Raw genomic sequence first — 20,213 nt, forward strand, 5'->3', positions numbered from 1 at the left:
GCCGGCCATCGCTGTTTCACTGTGTTCTGACGTGCCTCCGTGTTTAGGCGGCGTCGCCTCAGATGGCCCCGGTTGATCCCGCTGTGCCGCCCAGCAGTGGCGCCATGGCACGCCAGCGGGCAATTTCGCAACCGTCGGTACGGCTGAATTCGCTACGAACGTCGCGGCCCAGGTAGCGTCCGGTGACCACGGCCACCTGCGGGCCGCCGTACTGCTGGGTGCACAGCCGCGGCGGGCCGGGGAGGGGGAAGAAGATTTCCTCGCCGTGCTGGCGGAGGGCCTCGAGTGCCGCGGCAGGATCCGGCAGGGTGGATGCGGCGGAGGCCCCGCCGTCGTCGGCGACCAGGCGGAAACTGACCTCCGGCGCCCCGGGCGCCTCCGTCAGCGTGATTGTGAGGTCGACGTCGTGCGGGCTGTCCGCTCCGTGGGTGGCCGTCATGGGCGTCCTTCCTGGGCCGCGGGAAGCGGGGGAGCCGCGACGGCGGCGGCCTCCAGCAGCGGCGTGAGTTCCTGCAACAGCCGTCGGCGCAGTTCCTGCGAGGCGTCGGCGAAGGCCCGCTGGTGCTCCACGTATTCGGCTTTGCCATCCGGGGTTTCGATCCGGATCGGCGGGTAACCCCATTCGCTCAGTTCGTAGGGGGAGGCCTGCATGTCCATTGCGCGGATCCGCCAGGAGAGTTCGAAGCAGTCCATGACCAGCTCGCTGGGCAGCGCGGGCGCCAGTTTGTAGGCCCACTTGTACAGGTCCATGTTGGCGTGCAGGCAGCCGGGCTGTTCCATGGTCCGTTGGTTCTCGCGGCTCGGCTTCAGGGTGTTCAGCGGCACCGCGTCAGGGGTGTAGAAGCGGAACGCGTCGAAATGCGAGCACCTGATCCGGTTGTCCTCGACCACCCGGTCCGTCTGCTCGGAACCGAGCCGCAGCTTCAGGTACTCGTGCCGCAGTTCGAATTTGTCCTGCCGGTAGACCATGGCCCACTCGTGCAGCCCGAAGCAGCCGAACTGCGCCGGCCGGGCGGCCGTCCCCGCCAGGATGATGCCGGCAAACTGCACGGCGTCGCGCCGCTCGCCGAGGAACCGTTCGACGTCCACCGTCACCGCGTCCGTGCCGGGCGCCAGCCCCGCGGCGGCGAGTTCGCCGGCGTCGGGCACACGGTAGTACTTCCAGCCGGAACGCTCCGCTGTCGCCGGCCCGGACAGCACGACGCCGGCGCCCGGGTGCCAGCGCAGCAGCTGGCCAGGTTTTTGGGTGTAGTACGTGAAGAGGAAGTCTTCCACCGGGTGCTTTTGGCCGGCCGACCTCCGGGCGAGGTAGGGATCGGAATAGGTGCGGACGCGCTGCTGGTGGGCGGCTTCGCGCGCCAGCCAGGCGTCCTGCGGAAGGTGCTGCAGTTTAGACAGCCCCTCCGGTTGAGCCAAGGATGTCCTTTGCGGCCTTCCACTGGGCGATCTCGCAACCGTCCCGCAGGCCGAACTTCGACTCGACTGCCTTACCGTCGACGGAACCGGTGACGGTCGCCTGGTCCGGGCCGCCGTACTGCTGGGTGCACGCCTGGTCGGTGGCCCGGGGTGCGGGGCTGAGGAGCGCCGCATTCTTCTTCAGGGCGGCGCAGGCCGCAGCGGCGCTGGGGTGTTTGCTTTCCGCCGCCGGAACGCCGTTCTGGCAGACCAAGGTGTAGTTGACGGCCTTCGCGCTTTCGGAGGGCTTGATCATGATGGCCAACTCGGCGTTGCCCTGCCCGGGTCCGGCGGTAGGGGCCTCGGCCGACGGCGAGGGAGCCGGCGCGGTGGTTTCGGTGTCGGCGGAGGGGGTGCCGCCCGGCGTCGAGGCGGAGGCAGAGGCAGAGGCAGGGCCGGTGGACGAGGCGCTCGGCGCAGGTCCGCCGCCCGGTGAGCAGGCAGCCAGTCCGACGGCCGTCATCAAGATGAGCGCTGTGGGAATCAGGTTCTTGCGCATGGGCTCTTCTCCTCGGTCTCAGCCCCATTCTAGCGCCGCGGCCGGTCCCGGGCGCGGGGCGGAAGTACCCTAGCTGCGGGTATTGCCGTCCGCCGCCCGGGTGGCGTCGATGAGCCGCATCATGGCGGCATGCAGTTCGCCGACCTGCTCCCGGTCCAGGCCCAGCCGGGCCATCATGGTGCCGGGGACCGCCGTTGCTTGTTCCCTCAGCGCCGCGCCGCGGGGCGTCAGCCGCACGGCGAGGCTGCGCTCGTTGCCCTCGGCCCGTTGCCTGGTGATGTAGCCCGCCGTTTCAAGCCGCCGCAGCAGGGGCGAAATCGTGGCCGGTTCCTGGGCGAGGGCATCGCTGATGTCGCGGACGGTCCGGGGGCTGGATTCCCACAGACAGAGCATCACGAGGTACTGCGGGTGGGTGAGTCCCAGCTTGTCCAGCACCGGTTTGTAGGCGCCGACCACGCTGCGGGACGCGACGGTCAATGCGAAGCAGAGCTGGTGTTCCAGCAGGAGGTCCTCGTCCACGACGGCGGCTGCGGGACTTCCGGGGGTTCCGATGACATCGGTCATCCGGCCTCCTTCAAATAGTTAGTGTGCTAATTATTAGCGTACACTGGTGGAACATCAGGTACGAAGGAGTGGGTAGCGATGGCTAAGGACAACACCGCCCAGCGGTTCATGCGGGCGACCGGAAAGCTGCGGGCCGTCTTTGGCCCGGCCAGCCGAACCTCGCTTGGCCATGAGATGACGGAGCAGAACCGCCAGCTGCTGGCCCAGCGGCAGGCCGAGACCCAGCAGTGGGAGACCCTGCACCGGCCAGACGGCAGCACCTACGTGGTGCCCCGAAACCCCGAGGACAAGTCCCTGCGCTAGGCCGGCCCGGCTCCCGCCGCTGCCTTAGCGGCGGGATCCGACCTTCACACCGGCGAGGGTTCCCACCGCGCATTTTGCCGCCGTCGGGCGTAAAATGGGCACACTGGCGCCGCCCGCGCCACCGCTGTTCCGAATGGCCCATTAGCAGGAAATGGCCTGTCAGTAGGAGAGGGGGTGGGAAATATGGCACATGCGCTGAGGAAGGCTGCACTGAGCCGGCACCTGCACCCATCATCCTGGGTGCGATTCCTGTTTGGACCCGCCTCGCGGGGGGATACCTCCGCTCCGGTCGTGCACAGGCGCGATGATTACGAGCTAGCGTCGGAGACCGATCTCGCCGGCTTCGAAGTGGAAACGGACTCGCAGGGACATCATTACGCCGTCCGCCGGGAAGACCTCCCGAAGGAACAAGTCTGACCCGCGCGGGGGCAGGACGGAAACGAAAAAGGGAGCGGCAGGTGCCGCTCCCTTTCTTATCGGCCGCGAAGCGGTCCGTGGCCTCCAGAAGTCCTAGCGGCCCGTGCCGCCGTAAACCGTGGCCTCGTCCTCGCTGTCCAGGTCGAAGGCCTTGTGGATGGCGCGGACGGCGTCGTCCAGCAGGTCGGCGTGGGTCACCACCGAGATGCGGATTTCCGAGGTGGAAATCATGTTGATGTTGATCCCGGCCTCGGAGAGCGCCGCGAAGAACCGTGCCGAGACCCCCGGGTGCGAGCGCATCCCGGCGCCGATCAGGGAGAGCTTGCCAATCTTTTCGTTGTATTCGATGTTCTCGAAGCCGATCTCGGCCTGGGCGGCGCGGAGGGCGGCGAGGGCGTCGGCGCCTTCGACGATCGGCAGCGTGAAGGAGATGTCCGTCCGGCCGGTGCCGTGGGTGGAGACGTTCTGGACGATCATGTCGATGTTGGAGTGCGCGTCGGCGATGACCTGGAAGATGGCCGCGGCCTTGCCGGGGATGTCGGGAACGCCGACCACCGTGACCTTGGCTTCGGAACGGTCGTGCGCAACGCCGGAGATGATTGGCTGCTCCAAGGCAACTCCCTCTTGAATCGTGATCTTGTCATCGGCACTGGGCAGGACCCAGGTGCCTTCGTTCTGGCTGAATGAGGAACGGACGTGCAGCGGCACCCCGAAGCGGCGCGCGTATTCCACGCAGCGCAGGTGCAGGATCTTGGCACCGGAGGCCGCGAGTTCCAGCATTTCCTCACTGGAGATACGGTCGATCTTCCGGGCGGACGGGACAACGCGCGGGTCCGCGGTGTAGATCCCGTCAACATCGGTGAAGATTTCGCAGACGTCGGCGTCGAGGGCTGCGGCCAGCGCCACCGCCGTCGTGTCCGAGCCGCCCCGGCCGAGCGTGGTGATCTCGTTCGTGGTGCGGCTCATGCCTTGGAAGCCGGCGACAATCGCGATGTGCCCCTTGTCCAGGGCCGTGCGGATCCGGTGCGGGTCAACGTCGATGATCCGGGCCTTGCCGTGGATGCCGTCGGTGATCATGCCGGCCTGGGAACCCGTGAAGGACTGGGCGGAGGCGCCGTATTTGTTGATCGCCATCGCGAGCAGGGCCATGGAGATGCGCTCACCGGCGGAGAGGAGCATGTCCATTTCCCGGGCCGGGGCGGAGTCGGTCACCTGGGCGGCCAGGTCGAGGAGTTCGTCGGTGGTGTCGCCCATGGCGGAAACAACGACGACGACTTCATCGCCGGCGTTGTGGGCGTCCACCACGCGCCGGGCGACCCGTTTGATACCTTCCGCGTCCGCCACCGAGGAACCGCCGAACTTCTTCACGACGAGGTGCTTGGTGGCGGCAGGAATCGCGGGCAGCTCCTGCGGCTGCGGTCCGGGGTGGACTTCGGTAGTGGGCAAACTCATGCGCGCACCCTCACTGGATCATCGGGGTTCTGGGCGAAGCTACTAAACGGCGCAGCCGAACGGCGCGACAGCTACTTCTGAACCAAGTTTATCGCCGTCGGCGGCCCGGAGTTGAATTGTGACCGAACGCCGGACGGACCGGGCCGCTGCCGGTGCCCGCTCTTAATGGACATGCCCGTCGTCCGTCCCGGGGAGAGGACATGTCCCGCTGCGGCCGTGGACATGCCCGTTCGTGGGCCCGAAGGATGGACATATCGGCAATATGTCCATTGGCGGCGTGGGCAGTTGGGCATGTCCAACGCCCGCGCGGGGCCACGTTTGCGCGGGGGCGTTTGAGGGGGACACGTTTGCGCACGGCTGCTACACGGCCTACCGGACCGCCCGCCGCGCGGTAACTCGTTCAGTCGAGCCGGTCGAGCCGGTAGCGCCAAGACGGAAGTTTCTTGCCCGCGGTGTCCTCGGCCGCGGTGAAATAGCGGTCCGGCCGGAAGCCCAGGCTCTCCAGCAGCCTGCGCGAGGGGAGATTGGGTTCGTAGACGCCGGCGAAAACCGTCCGGCATCCACGGGCGGTAAACAGCCATTCCACCAAGGCACCGGCGGCCTCCCTGCCGAGGCCCAGCCCGTGGTGGTCCGGGTGCAGGATGTAGCCCAGGCTCGCGGCATGGGCAGGGATCCTGCCGGGCACGGGGGGAGCCTCTGAGTTCCAGGTCCGGCCGTCTCCAATAACGTCGCCGCTGGCGCGGAGCTGGATGACCCAGCCGAAGTTGAACCATTCCGTGGTGGACGCCGCCGACGCCGCCAGCACCTTGCGCGCCCTGGCCGTGTTCTCCTCCGCGCTGAGGGCTTCGTGGGAGAGATACCGCACGGCATCCGGATTGCCGCGGAACCGCAGGACGGCGCCGTCGTCGTCTGCGGTCAACGGACGTAGGATCAGGCGTTCGGTGCTGATCGGGGCAGGAGCGCCGCCGTCGGGTGCCACGGGACCCGTCAGCTCAGCGCGTTGCGGCGGCCTTCGAAGGCGCGGCCCAGCGTGACTTCGTCGGCATATTCGAGGTCTCCGCCGACCGGGAGGCCGGACGCGAGCCGCGTGACGGCGATGCCGATCGACTTGAGCATCCGGGCCAGGTAGGTAGCCGTTGCTTCGCCCTCGAGGTTGGGGTCCGTCGCGATGATGATTTCCTGGATGGCGCCGTCGTTGAGCCGGGTGAGCAGCTCGCGGATCCGAAGCTGTTCCGGGCCGATCCCGGCAATCGGGTTAATGGCGCCGCCCAGTACGTGATAGCGGCCCCGGAAGGAGCGGGTGCGCTCCACCGCCAGCACGTCCTTGGACTCCTCCACAACGCAGATCACGGAGGGGTCGCGGCGCGGATCCCGGCAGATGTTGCACAGCTCCTGCTCGGTGACGTTGCCGCAGACCGTGCAGAACTTCACCCGCTCCTTCACCGTCGTGATGGCCTCGACCAGGCGCTTCATGTCCTGCGGATCGGCTTCGAGGATGTGGAAGGCAAGCCGCTGGGCAGACTTGGGTCCGACGCCGGGAAGGCGGCCGAGCTCGTCGATCAGCTCCTGAACTGCACCTTCGTACACAATTTCCTCGTTCGTTTGGGGGAGTGGCGGACCGTGCGGCCGCCGGGAGGGCTAGAAGCGCGGCGCCAGCGGGCTTCCGTCCAGGGAACGCTCTTCCAGCAGCTTCCCGCCCAGAATACGCTCGACGGCGGCGCGGCCGAAGACGCCCGACTCCTCGATGGTTTCGTCGTCGGCGCTGGGGACGTCCTGGACGTAGCTGGTGGCGGCGACGGCGGCGCGCGCCGGTGCCTTTGCCCGTCCGGCTTCCGCCTCGGGGCTGTTGGAAAGGCGCTGGTAGAGGCTCTGCCGTCCGGAGGTCGGAGGGGCGCCGACCGGAGCCGTGGCTACTACCGGGGAGGCCGCGGCCGTGATGACCGCGGGCACGGCGGCGGCAGGGGAGAGCCCAGCTGGAGGTGCCTGGGTGGCAACTGCACCGTCGAATCCAGATCCAGATCCGGATCCGGACCCGGATCCGGCCGAAAATGCGCCTACCGGCTCCGGGATCTGGGCAGTCGCAGGCTCGTAGTGCGGCGGCTCCGGCTCGGGGGTGCGCAGCGCGGACTCCGCCGCGGACTCCGGCGAGGTGTGTCGCCCCACGTTTAGTTCCGTGCCGACGGTCCAGACCCCGGGGGACTGCTCGATGGCGCGTGCCCACGGGTCCTCGGCGGCATCCTTGGCGGCCGGGGCAGGTGCCTGGACAGATGACCGGGTCGCAGCGGGGGCTTCCTTGCTGGACCGGGCTCGTGCCGGGGTGCGCGCCGGTGCGGGCGCCGCTGGGGACGCGGGCCGGGCGGCTTCCGCGGCTGAGGGATCCCAGTCCAGCGGCGGTTCTTCATCCAACGGAGGGGCGTCCTCGTCCCGCGGGGGACCCCAGTCATCGTCCGGGTACGAGTAGGAACCGCCGGGCTCGGAGGCCGGGCCGTCGGTCGGTTCAGGGGCCGGGCCTGTGGGCGCGTCGGTTGCTGCCGGGGCCGAGGTCGGGGCGGTCACTGCCGGAGCCGACACCGGCTCGACCGGGGCCGGCTGGGCGGGCTCCGGTGAGGTCGCAGGTGCGGACTGCGGCGCGGGCGTTTCCGCGGCGGCGGCAGGTCCGGTTTCGACCCCATTGCCGGCCGTCGACGGGGATTCCGGGGCAGCCCCGGTCGCGGCGGGGGCAAGGCCCCATGCCACATCCGCCGACGTGGCCGGGGCCTCCCGGCTAGCGGGCGCTTTTGGGTTTGGCTCAGAGCTCGCTGAGCTGTTGGTGCCGCCGGCGACGGCCGTGATCTGGCAGTCGATGCCGATCGTCTTGTGGATCGCCTGACGCAGGTTCTCGGCGTGGTCCGCCCGGCCGAAAGCGCCGGCGAGCCCGGATGTCGTGAAGGAAAGGGTCAGGACCTGATCCTCGAAGTGCCCCACCTGCGCATTTGGTTCGACGAGAGCCCAGGTGCTGCGCTTGATCTTGGTCAGGGTCTGCAGGATCTCGGGCCACGCACGGCGCAAGACCTCGACGTCGGGTCCGGACCCGGAGACCGCCGCGGGGGCGGGTGCATGGGCTGGGGCGGCCGTCGCTGCAGCGGCGCCGGCCGCGGGGCGCTCGGCCGGTTCTTTCCGAGCCGGTTGGGCCGGTGCCGCCGGTTGGGACGGGGCGGTCTGGGCCGATTCGGTCGGTGCCGGCGGTGCTTGCGCCGGGCGGGAGGCGCCGTTCGGAGTCGCGGATTCCTCCACCGGCCAGTCGCTGGTGCTGACCCGCGGGGCCGTGAGCGCTGGCCGTTCCGGCTGCGCTTCCTGCGGCAGCGCCTCCGGGGCCGGGCTGGCCGAGGGCGCGCTGGTGGCGGCAGCCGGGGTCCGGTCCGAGGTTTCGGCAGGCCGGTTGGAGAGCGGGGCGGGCGGAGTTGCCCGATGTGCCTGAGGTGATGCCTGGGCCGCGGCAGCCGATGCCGCTGCAGGGGCGTGGCCGGGAGGCGTAGGAGCCGGTGCCGGTGCCGGTGCCGGTGCCGGTGCGGCAGCCGGCGACGATACGGGGGCGGGCGTCCCGACGTCGTTCCCGGCGTAATTCAGGCGCCGCTCCACCCGGTCGATCCGGGCGGCGATGCCGCGTTCAGTCTGCTCGGAGCTGGGCAGCAGGATGCGGGCGCACAGCAGCTCGAGGTGCAGCCGGGGGGACGTGGCACCGGTCATCTCGGTGAGCGCCGTGTTGGTCACGTCTGCAGCACGGGACAGTTCGGCCGCGCCGAGGTTGTGTGCCTGGTTTTGCATCCGCGCGATCTGGTCCGCGGGCATGCCGCGCAGGATCGATTGGGCGCTCTCCGGCATGGCCTGCACGATGATCAGGTCACGGAAACGCTCGAGCAGGTCCTCGACGAAGCGGCGGGGGTCGTGGCCGGTCTGGATGACGCGGTCCACGGCGCGGAACACGGTAGCGGCGTCGGACGCGGCGACAGCCTCGACGACGTCGTCCAGCAGGGAGGCATGCGTGTAGCCCAGCAGGGCCACAGCCAGTTCGTAGTCCAGGCCGTTCGGGCCGGCGCCGGCCATGAGCTGGTCCAGCACGGAAAGCGAGTCCCGCACGGAGCCGCCGCCGGCGCGGATGACGAGCGAGAGTACGCCCGGGGCCACAGGTACGTTCTCCTGCCGGCACAGCAGTTCCAGATATGCCATGAGCGGCTCCGGCGGGACCAACCGGAAGGGGTAGTGGTGAGTGCGGGACCGGATGGTGCCGATCACCTTGTCCGGCTCCGTGGTGGCGAAGATGAACTTGATGTGTTCCGGCGGCTCTTCGACGATCTTGAGCAGCGCGTTGAAGCCGGCCGAGGTGACCATGTGGGCTTCGTCAATGATGAAGATCTTGTAGCGGTCGCGGACCGGGGCGTAGGTGGCGCGTTCGCGCAGGTCACGGGCGTCGTCGACGCCGCCGTGGCTCGCGGCGTCGATCTCGATCACGTCGAGCGAACCGGCGCCGCCGCGGGCCAGTTCGATGCAGCTGGGGCACACGCCGCAGGGGGTGTCGGTGGGGCCTTCGGCACAGTTCAGGCAACGCGCAAGGATGCGGGCGGAGGTGGTTTTACCGCAGCCGCGTGGGCCGGAAAAGAGGTAGGCGTGGTTGACGCGGTTCTTCCGCAGGGCCGTCATCAGCGGGTCGGTGACGTGTTCCTGCCCGATAACGTCCGCGAACGAATCGGGGCGGTATCTGCGGTAAAGAGCGGTAGTAACAGTCACAGCTAAACCCTACCAATCGGCACAGACATAAAAGACCCCCCATGCACCCGCCAGAGCCCATTTACCCTTGCTACCTTCCGGTCCTGGGGGAGTTCAACAGGATGACGCCACATGAGGGGCCGTCGATTAGTTTACCCGACGATCGGGCGTGCCCCGAATCCGGGTGTTGGCCTGCTGTTTCGCGGCGGAACATGCCCATTCTTCGGGCCGCGGCGTGGGCATATGGCGACTATGTCCAACGTCCGATTGGAGCGTGGGGCATGTCCCGTGGGCGCAGGGCGGAGGGCTCAATTGGGCGAAGCCGGGAAGTTCAGGTAGTCTAGTATCTGCTTTTGATTCAGAAGCTACTGGAGAATTCGCCTAGCGGCCTATGGCGCACGCCTGGAACGCGTGTTGGGTTAACGCCCTCGGGGGTTCAAATCCCCCATTCTCCGCGTTTGGCCCCGGTCCATCGGACCGGGGCCTTTTTGCGTCCTGAGCCAGCGCGCCGCAGACGCGGGCCCCTCCGCAGTGAGGGACCGCCGCCCAGTCACACCTACCCCGCGAACCCCAGCCGGCGGAGCCTTTCGCGTGCTGCCTGCTCGCTCGGGCCAACCCGCCCCAGGGCGAGATGGACGACGCCGAGGGTGACTTTCGTCGCCAGTTTCACCGGCAGCGGGATCGGGCCCAGCCTTGCGGTCCGAAGCCCCAGCATCTCCCGGTATTTTGGCTCCAGGCTGGCCACCGCTGCCGCAAAGAGCACCCGGTACCCGGGCCTGAGTGCGGGGTGGAGCGGGGGATCGCGGATGAAGGCCACGGTTTCGGCAACCTTGGCGCCCGAGGCCAGTTCGCCGTCGTCGTACCAGCGGTCAAGCTGCCGGCGCATGTCAGCCTCGCTCAGCGGCGGCGCCTCCACGCCCATCAGCGTCCCCGCCTGCGCCCACTCGCGGACGTAGGCGTCCGGGCCGCCCGGAATCGGCCCGCCCCAGATCTTGTGCGCGGACAGGAAGGCATCCGTGAAAGCGATGTGCACCCAGCGGAGCAGCTCCGGATCGTTCGCCGCGTATGGCCGCACGACGCCGTGGCCGTCGGTGAATTCTCCGTGCACCGACTCGTGCAGCCGCAGCACCCAGCCGGACGCGGCGCGGGCGGCCCCCGTGGACCCGTAGGAGACGGTGAAGATCCAGCGGATGGTCCCGGCGAGCCGGCCCAGGGGGTCTTCGCGGAAGCGGGAATGGTCGTGCACCCCGGCCAAAGCCCCCGGGTGCAAGGCCTGCATCAGGAGGGCGCGGATGCCGGCAACAATCGTCGGCATGCCCCCGTGCACCGCCCAGACGGCGGAGCCCGGAAGGTGGAAGCCGGCGTCGTCGCCCTCAGCCAGGCGCCCCACCCACTCCGGGACCGCATCCCGGGTTCCGGTGAACGTCTGTTTGAGCTCGGACTGCCACTCCCTGAGGACATTGCGCATACTCCTATTCTTACCCGGTCGGTGCTGGGCCAGTACCTGTTTTCCCTGCGGGGCTACTGGGGCGCCACCCAATCCGCCGCGCGGTGGCCCGAAACCGCCCCGAACCTCGCGCGGACCCAGGCATTGCGGAGGTTCACAGACCCGGTCGAGTGTGTTCACATAGGGGGGTGGGCCCGTTGGGATGGGGGCCTGGCGGAAAAATCGCGGGAGTCACATCGTGGGAAAACACTGGGGAAACTCAACGAGTGCGCAGTCCAAAACTTCGGAGGTCGTCGCGCGCTCTCTGGCGGCAGCCACGGGTCTGGCTCTTGCGGTGCTGGTTTTCGGGCCGTCCGCACCGGCGGGACCGTCAGCCCGGGATGCGGCGGTGCCGCTGGCCACCGGCTCCGCCGGCCCGGGTTTGCTCGCTCCCGGGATCGCCGCTGACCCCGGGGGTGCGGTACGGGAGACCTCAAGGCTGACCGCAGACCGGCATGCCCTCATTTTCTTCGCCCGGACCACGGTCCAGACCACGTCCAAAGACGGCAAGGTCGAGCTCCGGGTCGCGTCGGCAGGCCTCTCGCGCCCGCCGAAGGGCTTCCTGATGGCGCCCCTCGAAACACTGCTGGAGTCATCCCCGTTCGGGCTGCGCACCAGCCCGCTGACCGGAACCGCCGGCGAGTTCCACTGGGGCCAGGATTTTGCCGCCCCGTGCGGGACCCGGGTGTATTCGGCCGACGCCGGTGTGGTGCGGGCCGTCGGATGGCACCCCTGGGGCGGCGGCAACCGGGTGGAAATTGACCACGGCAACGGCCTGATCACCACGTACAACCACCTTCAGGGCATCGCCGTGAAGAAGGGCGAATCGGTGGGAGTGGACGAAGTCATCGCCAAGGTGGGCACGACGGGCTCGTCCACGGGCTGCCACCTGCACTTCGAGACGATCCTCAACGGCTCGCACACCAACCCCTTGGACTGGAAGTTCCTCCCCACGCGGCAGGTGGACCGTCTCGACAACATCCAGATGGTCAGCTATGCGCCTGCTGCCGGCAAGCAGGGTGCCGGCAGCGCGGGGAGCGCCGGCGCGGACTGGGCCATTCCGGTGTCCGAAGATCACACCCATGCGGTGACCGGCGGGGTTCAGGAGACACACGTACCCGAGGTTCCGGCCACTGCCGCGGCGAAGCCGTCACCGACCCCCACCGGCTCGCCGCTAGCGACATCGACGCCGCCCGCTCCGCCGACACCGCCCGCCACGCCGACGCCGACCGCTCCGGCGACGACCACACCGACGCCGGTGCCGACCGCTCCGCCGACGACCGCGCCGGCACCGGCCGAGCCCCCGGCCCCCACCCCCACACCCGCGGTGACTGATCCGGCGTCGGACCCGACCCCGACCGCTCCGACCCCGCCCGCTCCGGCCCCCACCGCTCCGGCGGTCCCAGCGGAAACCGTCTCCACCGAGCCGACGGGCGCCCTGGAACCCGCGATCTCCCCGACTCCGTAGCCACGGCAGTCCGGCGCGGCCCGTACCCATACCCACGCGCCGTGGCAGCGAATTACCGTCGTGAACTGTTCCTGCCCCCAAGCCCGCGAGGAAACCAAGCCATGACATCCCTGCACTCCATCCCGCTGACCCTCAACGACGGCACCGAAACGGACTTTGGCCGGTTCCGCGGCCAGGTGGTGCTGGTGGTGAACGTGGCATCCCAGTGTGGTTTCACCCCCCAGTACGCAGGCTTGGAGGCGCTCCACAACAAGTTCCGCGAAGAGGGCTTCAGCGTCCTCGGCGTCCCGTGCAACCAGTTCGCCGGGCAGGAGCCGGGCGCCGACGCGGAAATCGCCGAGTTCTGCGAACGCAATTTCGGTGTGACGTTCCCGCTGACGACCAAGGCCAACGTCCGCGGCAAGAACCAGCATCCGCTCTATGCGCAGCTGACCAAGTTCAAGAACGGCCTGCTGCCGGGCCTGGTGAAGTGGAACTTCGAGAAGTTCCTGGTGAATCGCGACGGCGAGATCGTGGCCCGATTTGCGCCCACCGTGGAGCCCGACTCAGCCGAGGTCATCGAGGCAGTGCGGCAGGCGCTCGGCTGAGCCGCCGTCGGACCACCGCTGGTCCCTGCCAGCCAGCTTTGGGCGGCGGGGGAATGCAAGGGCACAAGGGGCCCTATCCCTCAGCATGCTTCAGGCCTAGACTGGCGAAACCCTCCGACATTCCGGGCATACCTGCGGCGCAGACACCTCTGCCCGTCGGCCGTGCAGCCGACGTAGCCCCGTGGAGGGCGCATCAGAACGCTTCGTGAGTCACAACTGGGCACTCAACATTGGGGTCCGTGAAACCAGGAGGAAAGTGATGACAGGAAACAAAGCCGTTGCCTACAAAGGGCCAGGAAAAGTCGAACTTATCGACATTGACTACCCCACCTTCGAACTCAAGGACGGCCCGGGGGTCAACCCCGCCAACGTGGGCCGCCCGGTGCGCCATGGCGTAATCCTTAAAACCGTTGCCACGAACATCTGCGGCTCGGACCAGCACATGGTCCGCGGGCGCACCACCGCCCCGGCAGACCTGGTGCTGGGCCACGAAATCACTGGCGAAGTCGTGGAAGTCGGCCCTGACGTCGAGTTCATCAAGGTGGGGGACATCTGTTCCGTCCCCTTCAACATCGCCTGTGGCCGCTGCCGGAACTGCAAGGAGCGCAAGACCGGCATCTGCCTGAACGTCAACCCCGCCCGTCCGGGCGCCGCGTACGGATACGTGGACATGGGCGGCTGGGTCGGCGGCCAGGCCAACTACGTACTGGTCCCGTATGCGGACTGGAACCTGCTGAAGTTCCCCGACCGGGACCAGGCGCTGGAGAAGATCATGGACCTGACCATGCTCTCGGACATCTTCCCGACCGGCTTCCACGGCGCCGTCACTGCCGGCGTCGGCGTGGGCTCCACCGTCTACATCGCCGGGGCCGGACCCGTGGGCCTCGCGGCGGCCACCAGCGCGCAGCTGCTCGGCGCCGCCGTCGTAATTGTCGGTGACATGAACGAGGACCGGCTCAAGCAGGCGCGCAGCTTCGGCTGTGAGACCGTCGACCTGTCCCAGGGCGGACCGGCCGAGCAGATCGAGCAGATCCTGGGAGTCCCTGAGGTCGACTGCGGCGTCGACGCCGTCGGCTTCGAAGCCAAGGGGCACGGCCACGACGCCAAGGAGGCCCCGGCGACGGTGCTCAATTCGCTGATGGAACTCACGGCGGCCGGCGGTGCCCTCGGCATTCCCGGACTCTACGTCACGGGGGATCCGGGTGGCATTGACGAGGCAGCCAAGAAGGGGGCCCTTTCCCTGAGCCTGGGCACCGGCTGGGCCAAGTCGCTGAGCTTCACCACCGGGCAGTGCCCCGTGATGAAGTACAACCGCGGGCTCATGATGGCGATCCTGCACGACAAGGTCCACATCGCGAAGAACGTCAACGCCAAGGCGATTTCGCTCGAGGACGCACCGAAGGGCTACGCCGAGTTCGACGCCGGTGCCGCCACAAAGTACGTACTCAACCCGAACGGCTACCTGAGCTAGCCGCGAAGCAACCGAGTAATCCACTTTCCGGCGGACACAGCCTGCATATACGTAAGCAGGTATGTGTCCGCCGGAATACTCGATTTACACCCTTTTTCAAACATGCCTACTGGAGTTTGCACATTGCCGGCCGAATGTCTGGTTGGATAGATCTAACTGAGAGGGACGCTGGAGGCATCTGCCGCCACCCAACCAGGAAGGTTGCAATGGAGCTCATCGAGGCCGAGCACCCCCGGCCACGTCATTTCCTACTCCACCTGAGCGATCCGCATTTGCTGGGCGGTACGGATCCCCTGCACGGCGCGGTGGACGCAGATTCCCGGCTCAGACAACTCTTCGAGCAAGTCCGTGCCTCCGGCGCGCGCCCCGAAGCCGTGATCTTCACCGGCGATCTGGCCGACCGCGGCGAGGCGGAGGCCTACTCCAAGCTGCGCGGCATCGTGGAACCTGCCTGCCGGGCCATGGGCGCCAAAGTCATCTGGGCGATGGGCAATCACGACGACCGGACCAACTTCCGGACCAGGCTGCTGGACCAGCCGGCCGACGACGCACCTGTGGACCACAGCTACTTCATCAACGGCCTCCGGGTCATCACGCTGGACACCTCCGTCCCCGGGTTCCACCACGGCGAACTGAGCGCTGCGCAGCTGGAGTGGCTCGCCGCCGAGCTTGCCACCCCGGCACCCGACGGCACCATCCTGGCCTTGCACCACCCGCCGGTGCCCTCCGTGCTGGATCTTGCCGTACTGGTTGAACTGCGCGGCCAGGCAGCGCTTGCCGGGGTGCTGCGGAACTCCGACGTGCGAACCATCCTGGGCGGCCACCTGCACTATTCAACGACCGCCACATTTGCCGGCATCCCCGTCTCGGTCGCGTCCGCCACCTGTTACACCCAGGACCTGAACGTCCCGGTGGGCGGAAGCCGGGGCCGGGATAGCGGGCAGTCGTTCAACCTGGTCCACGTCTACGAGCACACGATCGTGCATTCGGTGGTGCAAGTGGGCGACACGATGCCTGCGGTGGGCGAATTCGTCACGGCCGAAGAGGCCCAGCGGCGCATTGCCGCCGCGGGGATCCGGATTCCGCGCCAGGCCAGGCTTGAGGATCCGGCACAAACCCCGGGCCACCGCCGGATCACCACCCGGAACTAGCCGGCAGCTGCTTTCGCCGGCAGCTTCCCCGCGGCTAGTTCCCGCTTTTACTTCTCCCAGGGCGCCTTGATCGGGAAGTACTTCTCCAGGAAGTCCGTCACGAGTTCGGCGCGCTCCTCGGCAGCCACCTCCGGGAAACTTCCGTCGTTGAGGCAGAAGAAATCCATGTTGCGCTTCGAGAGCAGCTTCGGCAGGTAGTTCAGGCCGGCGCGGGCCGTCGTGTCCACGTACCGCACCTTGGCCGCGGTCTGGGTCACGGCCCGGCCGGTCAGCAGCGCGTAGTAGTGGTAGAACGAATTCGTCACGGAGATGTTGTCCGCGGCCCGGAACCGGCTGGCCGCCGTCTTCGCGAATTCGGCCGGGAACTCCTGTTCCATCTGCGCCACGACGCTGCGCCGGAGCGGCGCGGCGGTGTGTTCCAGGTGGCGGGTGGTGATCCGCCCGAACCGGTCCCAGAGCAGCTTGCGGTTCACCCGCGCCGCGTTCTCGAAACCGCTGCGCTCGGCGTCGTTGTCTCCCAGCCCGATCCGCGTCTCCGCCTCAATGAACTTGGTGATCCCGCCCGGGGTGAAGAACATGTCCGGCCGCACTGCCCGGCCGAAGAACATGTCGTCATTGGAATACAGGAAGTGCTCGGAGAGGCCCTCGATGTGGTGGAGCTGGCTCTCGACCGCCTGCGAGTTGTGCGTCGGCAGCACGGAGGGGTCGGCGAAGAACTCCTCGCTGCGGACGATCGTCACGCTCGGGTGGTCCGCGAGCCACTCCGGGGCGGGGGAGTCCGTCGCGATGAAGATCCGCCGGATCCACGGCGCGAACATGTAGACCGAGCGCAGGGCATACTTCAGTTCATTGATCTGGCGGAAGCGTGCCTCGTGGTCGTCTCCCTCGCCCACGACGACGCCGGCCATCCTCGCCCGGCGCGCGGCGATGTACTCGGGCGAGCTGCCGTCCACCCAGGAGAACACCAGATCGACGTCGAAGCTGATGTCGCTGGCGTGGTCGGCGAACATGTTCTCGATGGTGGGCCAGGTGTGGCCGTAGCGTTCGACGGTGCCGCGGACGGCGTCCTGGGCCAGCAGGGTCCGCCGGGTCAGTGAGTTTTCGATCGGCAGGATCAGCTGGTCGCCCTCAAAGCTCCAGAGCTCCAGCTGGACGCCGGCCGAGGCGCCGAACTCGAGGCCGCCGTCCGGTTCCACCCGGGGCCGGTACAGCCGGAAGATCCGGGCCTGGCGGTTGAGTGCAAGCTCACCGTCGGCCACCAGCACGGAGGACTTCTTCTTGGCGTCCACGGTCATCGAGTAGAACGGTTCGTCCCGGCAGGCCTCCACGAGGGCGGCGCGGAGTTCCCGGCGGTTCTTCCAGTCCACGGCGATCACGGGGCGGTCGTTGTTGCCGCGGACCAGCAGGTAGTCCAGCTTTGCCCCGGCAAGCACGGAGCGCACGAACAGCAGGTCTTCCACCATGGCCTGGTACGGCGTGCGGTTTTCATTGATCAGCGCATACCTGCCGTGCCGGCGCACCACGTCGGAGCGCGTCCGGAGTCTGGCGACGGCGGCCGGCGAGGTGATCTCCGCGTGGGCGTGGTTGTCTTCGCTCGCCTGGCTGCCGTAGTAAATCTCGTCCTGGATCAAGGCGTCTGTAATGTCGATTCTCCGAGTGGTTGAAGGTGCGTGGATCTCTACTTGCATAATAACCCGGGGCGCAAAAACGGCCGGGTGCGGGGCGCTCAGCCGGCCAGGGCAGCGCGCCAGTGACGCAGGAAGGCCGCGCCGGCGTCGTCGTGGATGACCTCGTCGCCGAGCCCCAAGTCGGCCGCGGTCAGGATTCCGTACGGCTTGACCGGCACGCCGTCGGCGGGACGGACGTCCACGTGCTTCACCGGGTGGTCGTTGTGGTGCAGCCAGTCGGCCATGGCGTAGTCGGTGCGCGAGTCGCCCACCGTCCGCCAGGCCTGCGGGGTGATGCCCTGGGCGGCCAGCAGCTCCACAGCCCGGCTGGCGCCGAGGTCCTTGCCCAGCCGGACGGATTCGATGTCGGTGGAGATGATGGTGGGGTCGACCCGGTAGTCGATCTGGTCATCGCTGTTCGGGGCGTGGTGGTCCAGCCGCACCACCCCCAGGCCGTGGCGGCCCATCAGGGCCATGGCGTCGGCGTCGAACAGCGCCTGTTCCTCGCGGTAGTCGGAGTTGGCGACGGCGACGTGCTGTTCCACGGAGACCATGGCCCGTTTGGTCTCGTCGTAGAACATGTGGGCGGAGTAATCCTCCGCGACAAGCCGCCGCACATCGTCCCCGAACGCCTGCGGGATGGCGAGTTCCCGGTCCACGTGCACGGCGCCGGCCCCGGCGGCGGTGTAGCTGAACCAGACGGCGCCCTTCTCGCAAATGGCGTGGATGGTGAGCCCCTCCGGCATTCCGGCAGCGATCATCGGCCCCATAACCTGCTCACGGATGAAGGCATCCGAACGGCCGGTGTTGAAAATGACCGGAATCCCGGCGGCCGCGAGGGCCAGCAGGTCCGCGATGATTCCCGGCTGGACGGTGCGGGTGAGCGGACTGGCCACGGGACCGTCGACGTCGAGCAGCAGGGCCAGCGGCGGGGCCGAAGGCACCAGGGCGGAGGTCTCGGTTACAGTCATGCCTCCATTCTCTCAGCCGGGCCGGAACTTCGCCTCCGCCGGCGGACTCGTGACGCCGGGGCTCCGGACGGGCTAAAGCCGGAATGACCTTTCTGTGCCCGGCAGTGACAGCACCGGACATATCGATGACAAATGGTCACTGTTTGGCCACAACCTCCGGCGCCGTGGCGACTTTGATTCCCCTGACCGGTGATCTTCCTTAGGCTTGCATGGTGATCTTCAAAGCTGTGGGCGAGGGACGCCCGTACCCTGACCATGGTTTCAATACGCCCAAGGACTGGGCGGCGTTGCCGCCGCGCCCGGTCCGGCTGGACGAGCTCGTGACCACCAAGCGCACCCTGGACCTGGAAGCGCTGCTGGCCGAGGACTCAACCTTCTTCGGGGACCTCTTCCCGCATGTGGTGGAATTCCGCGGCGTGCTCTATCTCGAGGACGGCCTGCACCGGGCCGTCCGCACCGCCCTGCACCAGCGCACCGCGATCCACGCCCGCGTGCTGGTGATAAATGGCTAGGAAGCCGAAGGATCTCTCGGTCCTGCACGGGCACCACGTCATCACCGGCGCCGATCTGCGGGCCACGTTCGCGGAGCAGGACGAGCTGTACAACCGGGTCCGGAAGCGGCGGCGCATCCTGCACGGCGCGGTCCTGTTGATCCTGCTCGGGCTGCTTGCCGCAGCCATTGTGGTGGCCTTGGCCATCATGAACGGCCAGATCAAGCTCCCGACGGCGGAGCGCAGCCAGGCTGCTGCGCCGCTGTGCCCGGACGCGACGTACGACTACACGCCGCCCGGGAAGATCAAACTGAACGTCTACAACTCCACAAGCCGCCCGGGTTTGGCCCGGACGGTGGCCAACGAGTTTGCGGCGCGCAAGTTCGTGGTGGGGGCGGTCGGCAACACCGAGTCCGGCTACCGCGGTGTGGCACTGGTGGTGTCCGGGGCTGCCGGCCAGTCCGCGGCGTTCAGCGTCCAGCGCAACCTGCCCGGCTCGGACTACGTCCAGGACGGCCGCAGCGACGCCAGCGTGGACGTCATCCTGACCGGGGACTTCAAACAACTGGCCAAGCCGGGGCTCGTGGACCAGACGCCGGGCAAGCTCAGCTGCCCCCGGGAGACCCGCCGGGTAGTCGAAGATCCCAGCCTGCCCGTGGTGCCGACCATCGTCCCGGCCAGCCCCAAGCCCTGAGTCTCCGGGAGGAAGGCGTCCAGGAGGAAGGCTTCCGGGAGGAAGGCTTCCAGGAGGAAGCGGGCGGGCTCGGCTACGCGCTCACGCGCAGGGGGCGGCCGGCGTCGTCGAACCTGGCCCCGGCACCCAGCTGGATGAAGCGTACCGTCCGGGCGATCCGCGCCTCCGCTTCCGGGTCCGCGCCGGCCCCGTCCCCGCGGGCCGCACTGGAGGAGAGCGTGCCGTGGATGAGCTGGGCAAGCTGGGTGATGTCCGCTTCGGGGAGATAGCCCTGGGCCATGCCGTCGCGCAGGATGTCCTGCAGCAGGAGGCTGAGTTCACCGACGTGGTCCGCCAGTTTGGCGAAGGAGGCAGGGGACAGGACAGCCCCCATGGCGGGGCCCGGCGGCAGGTGGCGGCGGCTCAGGTCCGCCACCTGGGCCCGCACGTAGAGCGCCAGCCGCTCCACGGGGTTCTCCAGCGAGGCCAGGGAATCACGCAGTTCGACGAGGAACCGTTCCGTCTCGTCCAGTGCGTAGGCAATGAGCAGCTCTTCGATGTCCGCGTAGTAGTTGTAGACGGCGGTGCGGCCGATCCGGGCGTGCCGGGCGACGTCGGTCATGGTCAGGCCGGGCAGCCCGTGCGTGAACAGCAGTTCGCCGAACGCGGTCAGGATCCGGCGCTGGGTCTCGGCTCGTTGGGCGGCGTTGCTCGCGGCCGAAATCCTGGGCATATGGACACTTTAGCGCGATCTGTCAGTAAAAAGGGGCGAAGCTTCGGCGTGCGTGCGCTCGCCGCCCCCGAGGCTGCCCCCG

The 20,213-nt window shown here is 68.2% G+C and carries 20 protein-coding genes, 1 tRNA gene and 1 other RNA gene; 9 read left to right on the forward strand and 13 right to left on the reverse strand.

Annotated features, from left to right (window positions below; genetic code table 11):
- Positions 1-58: 58 nt before the first annotated feature.
- The 4 genes from AC1DGE_RS14380 to AC1DGE_RS14395 form a co-directional block, all read right to left on the reverse strand.
- A complete protein-coding gene (locus AC1DGE_RS14380) occupies positions 59-439 on the reverse strand; it encodes a serine protease inhibitor (RefSeq protein ID WP_441417899.1) in 381 nt (126 codons plus the stop codon).
- Positions 436-1,416: a 3-methyladenine DNA glycosylase gene (locus tag AC1DGE_RS14385; RefSeq protein ID WP_476892876.1), complete on the reverse strand. Its 981-nt coding sequence runs from the start codon at positions 1,414-1,416 to the stop codon at positions 436-438. The genes AC1DGE_RS14380 and AC1DGE_RS14385 overlap by 4 nt, the downstream gene beginning before the upstream one ends.
- Complete coding sequence (locus tag AC1DGE_RS14390; protein ID WP_476892875.1) at positions 1,391-1,954, reverse strand: SSI family serine proteinase inhibitor; 564 nt, start codon at positions 1,952-1,954, stop codon at positions 1,391-1,393. The genes AC1DGE_RS14385 and AC1DGE_RS14390 overlap by 26 nt, the downstream gene beginning before the upstream one ends.
- A 69-nt stretch (positions 1,955-2,023) precedes the next feature.
- On the reverse strand, positions 2,024-2,518 hold the full coding sequence (locus AC1DGE_RS14395; protein ID WP_476892874.1) for a MarR family winged helix-turn-helix transcriptional regulator: 495 nt from the start codon (positions 2,516-2,518) through the stop codon (positions 2,024-2,026).
- Positions 2,519-2,596: 78 nt separating this feature from the next.
- Here AC1DGE_RS14395 and AC1DGE_RS14400 point away from each other — a divergent pair, with 78 nt between their 5' ends.
- Both AC1DGE_RS14400 and AC1DGE_RS14405 read left to right on the forward strand, forming a co-directional pair.
- Positions 2,597-2,821 (forward strand): hypothetical protein, encoded by a 225-nt coding sequence (locus tag AC1DGE_RS14400; RefSeq protein ID WP_175322223.1) that lies wholly within the window; start codon positions 2,597-2,599, stop codon positions 2,819-2,821.
- Between the two features lie 183 nt (positions 2,822-3,004).
- Complete coding sequence (locus tag AC1DGE_RS14405) at positions 3,005-3,238, forward strand: hypothetical protein (RefSeq protein WP_476917720.1); 234 nt, start codon at positions 3,005-3,007, stop codon at positions 3,236-3,238.
- 93 nt (positions 3,239-3,331) lie between these two features.
- On the opposite strand, the gene AC1DGE_RS14410 is transcribed toward AC1DGE_RS14405, so the two are convergent.
- The 5 genes from AC1DGE_RS14410 to ffs all read right to left on the reverse strand — a co-directional run bounded on the left by AC1DGE_RS14410 (position 3,332) and on the right by ffs (position 9,578).
- Entirely contained in the window at positions 3,332-4,690 is a 1,359-nt protein-coding gene (locus AC1DGE_RS14410; protein ID WP_175322225.1) for an aspartate kinase, read from the reverse strand.
- 400 nt (positions 4,691-5,090) lie between these two features.
- A complete protein-coding gene (locus AC1DGE_RS14415) occupies positions 5,091-5,669 on the reverse strand; it encodes a GNAT family N-acetyltransferase (RefSeq protein ID WP_476917663.1) in 579 nt (192 codons plus the stop codon).
- An 8-nt stretch (positions 5,670-5,677) separates the two neighbouring features.
- A complete protein-coding gene (recR, locus tag AC1DGE_RS14420; protein WP_146335883.1) occupies positions 5,678-6,277 on the reverse strand; it encodes a recombination mediator RecR in 600 nt (199 codons plus the stop codon).
- 51 nt (positions 6,278-6,328) lie between these two features.
- Positions 6,329-9,454 (reverse strand): DNA polymerase III subunit gamma and tau, encoded by a 3,126-nt coding sequence (locus AC1DGE_RS14425; RefSeq protein WP_476917664.1) that lies wholly within the window; start codon positions 9,452-9,454, stop codon positions 6,329-6,331.
- A 27-nt stretch (positions 9,455-9,481) separates the two neighbouring features.
- Positions 9,482-9,578, reverse strand: an RNA gene (gene ffs / locus AC1DGE_RS14430) — signal recognition particle sRNA small type.
- Between the two features lie 225 nt (positions 9,579-9,803).
- Between ffs and AC1DGE_RS14435 the strand changes: the two genes are divergently transcribed.
- Positions 9,804-9,888, forward strand: a tRNA-Ser gene (locus AC1DGE_RS14435).
- Between the two features lie 101 nt (positions 9,889-9,989).
- Here the strand turns inward: AC1DGE_RS14435 and AC1DGE_RS14440 are convergent.
- Entirely contained in the window at positions 9,990-10,901 is a 912-nt protein-coding gene (locus AC1DGE_RS14440) for an oxygenase MpaB family protein (RefSeq protein ID WP_476917665.1), read from the reverse strand.
- Positions 10,902-11,268: 367 nt separating this feature from the next.
- On the opposite strand from AC1DGE_RS14440, the gene AC1DGE_RS14445 reads away from it, so the two are divergent.
- The 4 genes from AC1DGE_RS14445 to AC1DGE_RS14460 all read left to right on the forward strand — a co-directional run bounded on the left by AC1DGE_RS14445 (position 11,269) and on the right by AC1DGE_RS14460 (position 15,596).
- Positions 11,269-12,387 (forward strand): M23 family metallopeptidase, encoded by a 1,119-nt coding sequence (locus tag AC1DGE_RS14445; RefSeq protein ID WP_476917666.1) that lies wholly within the window; start codon positions 11,269-11,271, stop codon positions 12,385-12,387.
- 101 nt (positions 12,388-12,488) lie between these two features.
- Positions 12,489-12,974 carry a glutathione peroxidase gene (locus AC1DGE_RS14450; protein ID WP_476892868.1) on the forward strand — a complete coding sequence of 162 codons (486 nt, stop codon included), beginning with the start codon at positions 12,489-12,491 and terminating at the stop codon, positions 12,972-12,974.
- A 259-nt stretch (positions 12,975-13,233) separates the two neighbouring features.
- Positions 13,234-14,445 carry a formaldehyde dehydrogenase, glutathione-independent gene (gene fdhA / locus AC1DGE_RS14455; protein WP_441418939.1) on the forward strand — a complete coding sequence of 404 codons (1,212 nt, stop codon included), beginning with the start codon at positions 13,234-13,236 and terminating at the stop codon, positions 14,443-14,445.
- Between the two features lie 206 nt (positions 14,446-14,651).
- Entirely contained in the window at positions 14,652-15,596 is a 945-nt protein-coding gene (locus tag AC1DGE_RS14460) for a phosphodiesterase (protein ID WP_441418940.1), read from the forward strand.
- 47 nt (positions 15,597-15,643) lie between these two features.
- Here AC1DGE_RS14460 and AC1DGE_RS14465 read toward each other — a convergent pair whose 3' ends face one another.
- Both AC1DGE_RS14465 and AC1DGE_RS14470 read right to left on the reverse strand, forming a co-directional pair.
- A complete protein-coding gene (locus AC1DGE_RS14465) occupies positions 15,644-17,284 on the reverse strand; it encodes a stealth family protein (protein ID WP_175322233.1) in 1,641 nt (546 codons plus the stop codon).
- A 38-nt stretch (positions 17,285-17,322) separates the two neighbouring features.
- Positions 17,323-18,234 carry a hypothetical protein gene (locus AC1DGE_RS14470; RefSeq protein ID WP_476892867.1) on the reverse strand — a complete coding sequence of 304 codons (912 nt, stop codon included), beginning with the start codon at positions 18,232-18,234 and terminating at the stop codon, positions 17,323-17,325.
- A gap of 212 nt (positions 18,235-18,446) precedes the next feature.
- On the opposite strand from AC1DGE_RS14470, the gene AC1DGE_RS14475 reads away from it, so the two are divergent.
- Both AC1DGE_RS14475 and AC1DGE_RS14480 read left to right on the forward strand, forming a co-directional pair.
- The gene (locus tag AC1DGE_RS14475) at positions 18,447-18,746 is read left to right on the forward strand and encodes a type II toxin-antitoxin system VapB family antitoxin (RefSeq protein WP_175322235.1); all 300 of its coding nucleotides are present in this window, start codon (positions 18,447-18,449) and stop codon (positions 18,744-18,746) included.
- The gene (locus tag AC1DGE_RS14480) at positions 18,739-19,419 is read left to right on the forward strand and encodes a LytR C-terminal domain-containing protein (protein ID WP_441418942.1); all 681 of its coding nucleotides are present in this window, start codon (positions 18,739-18,741) and stop codon (positions 19,417-19,419) included. The genes AC1DGE_RS14475 and AC1DGE_RS14480 overlap by 8 nt, the downstream gene beginning before the upstream one ends.
- Positions 19,420-19,492: 73 nt before the next feature.
- Here AC1DGE_RS14480 and AC1DGE_RS14485 read toward each other — a convergent pair whose 3' ends face one another.
- Positions 19,493-20,131 (reverse strand): TetR/AcrR family transcriptional regulator, encoded by a 639-nt coding sequence (locus tag AC1DGE_RS14485; protein WP_441418943.1) that lies wholly within the window; start codon positions 20,129-20,131, stop codon positions 19,493-19,495.
- Positions 20,132-20,213 lie beyond the last annotated feature (82 nt).

The sequence above is a fragment of the Arthrobacter sp. 05N425 genome (genome assembly GCF_056397125.1).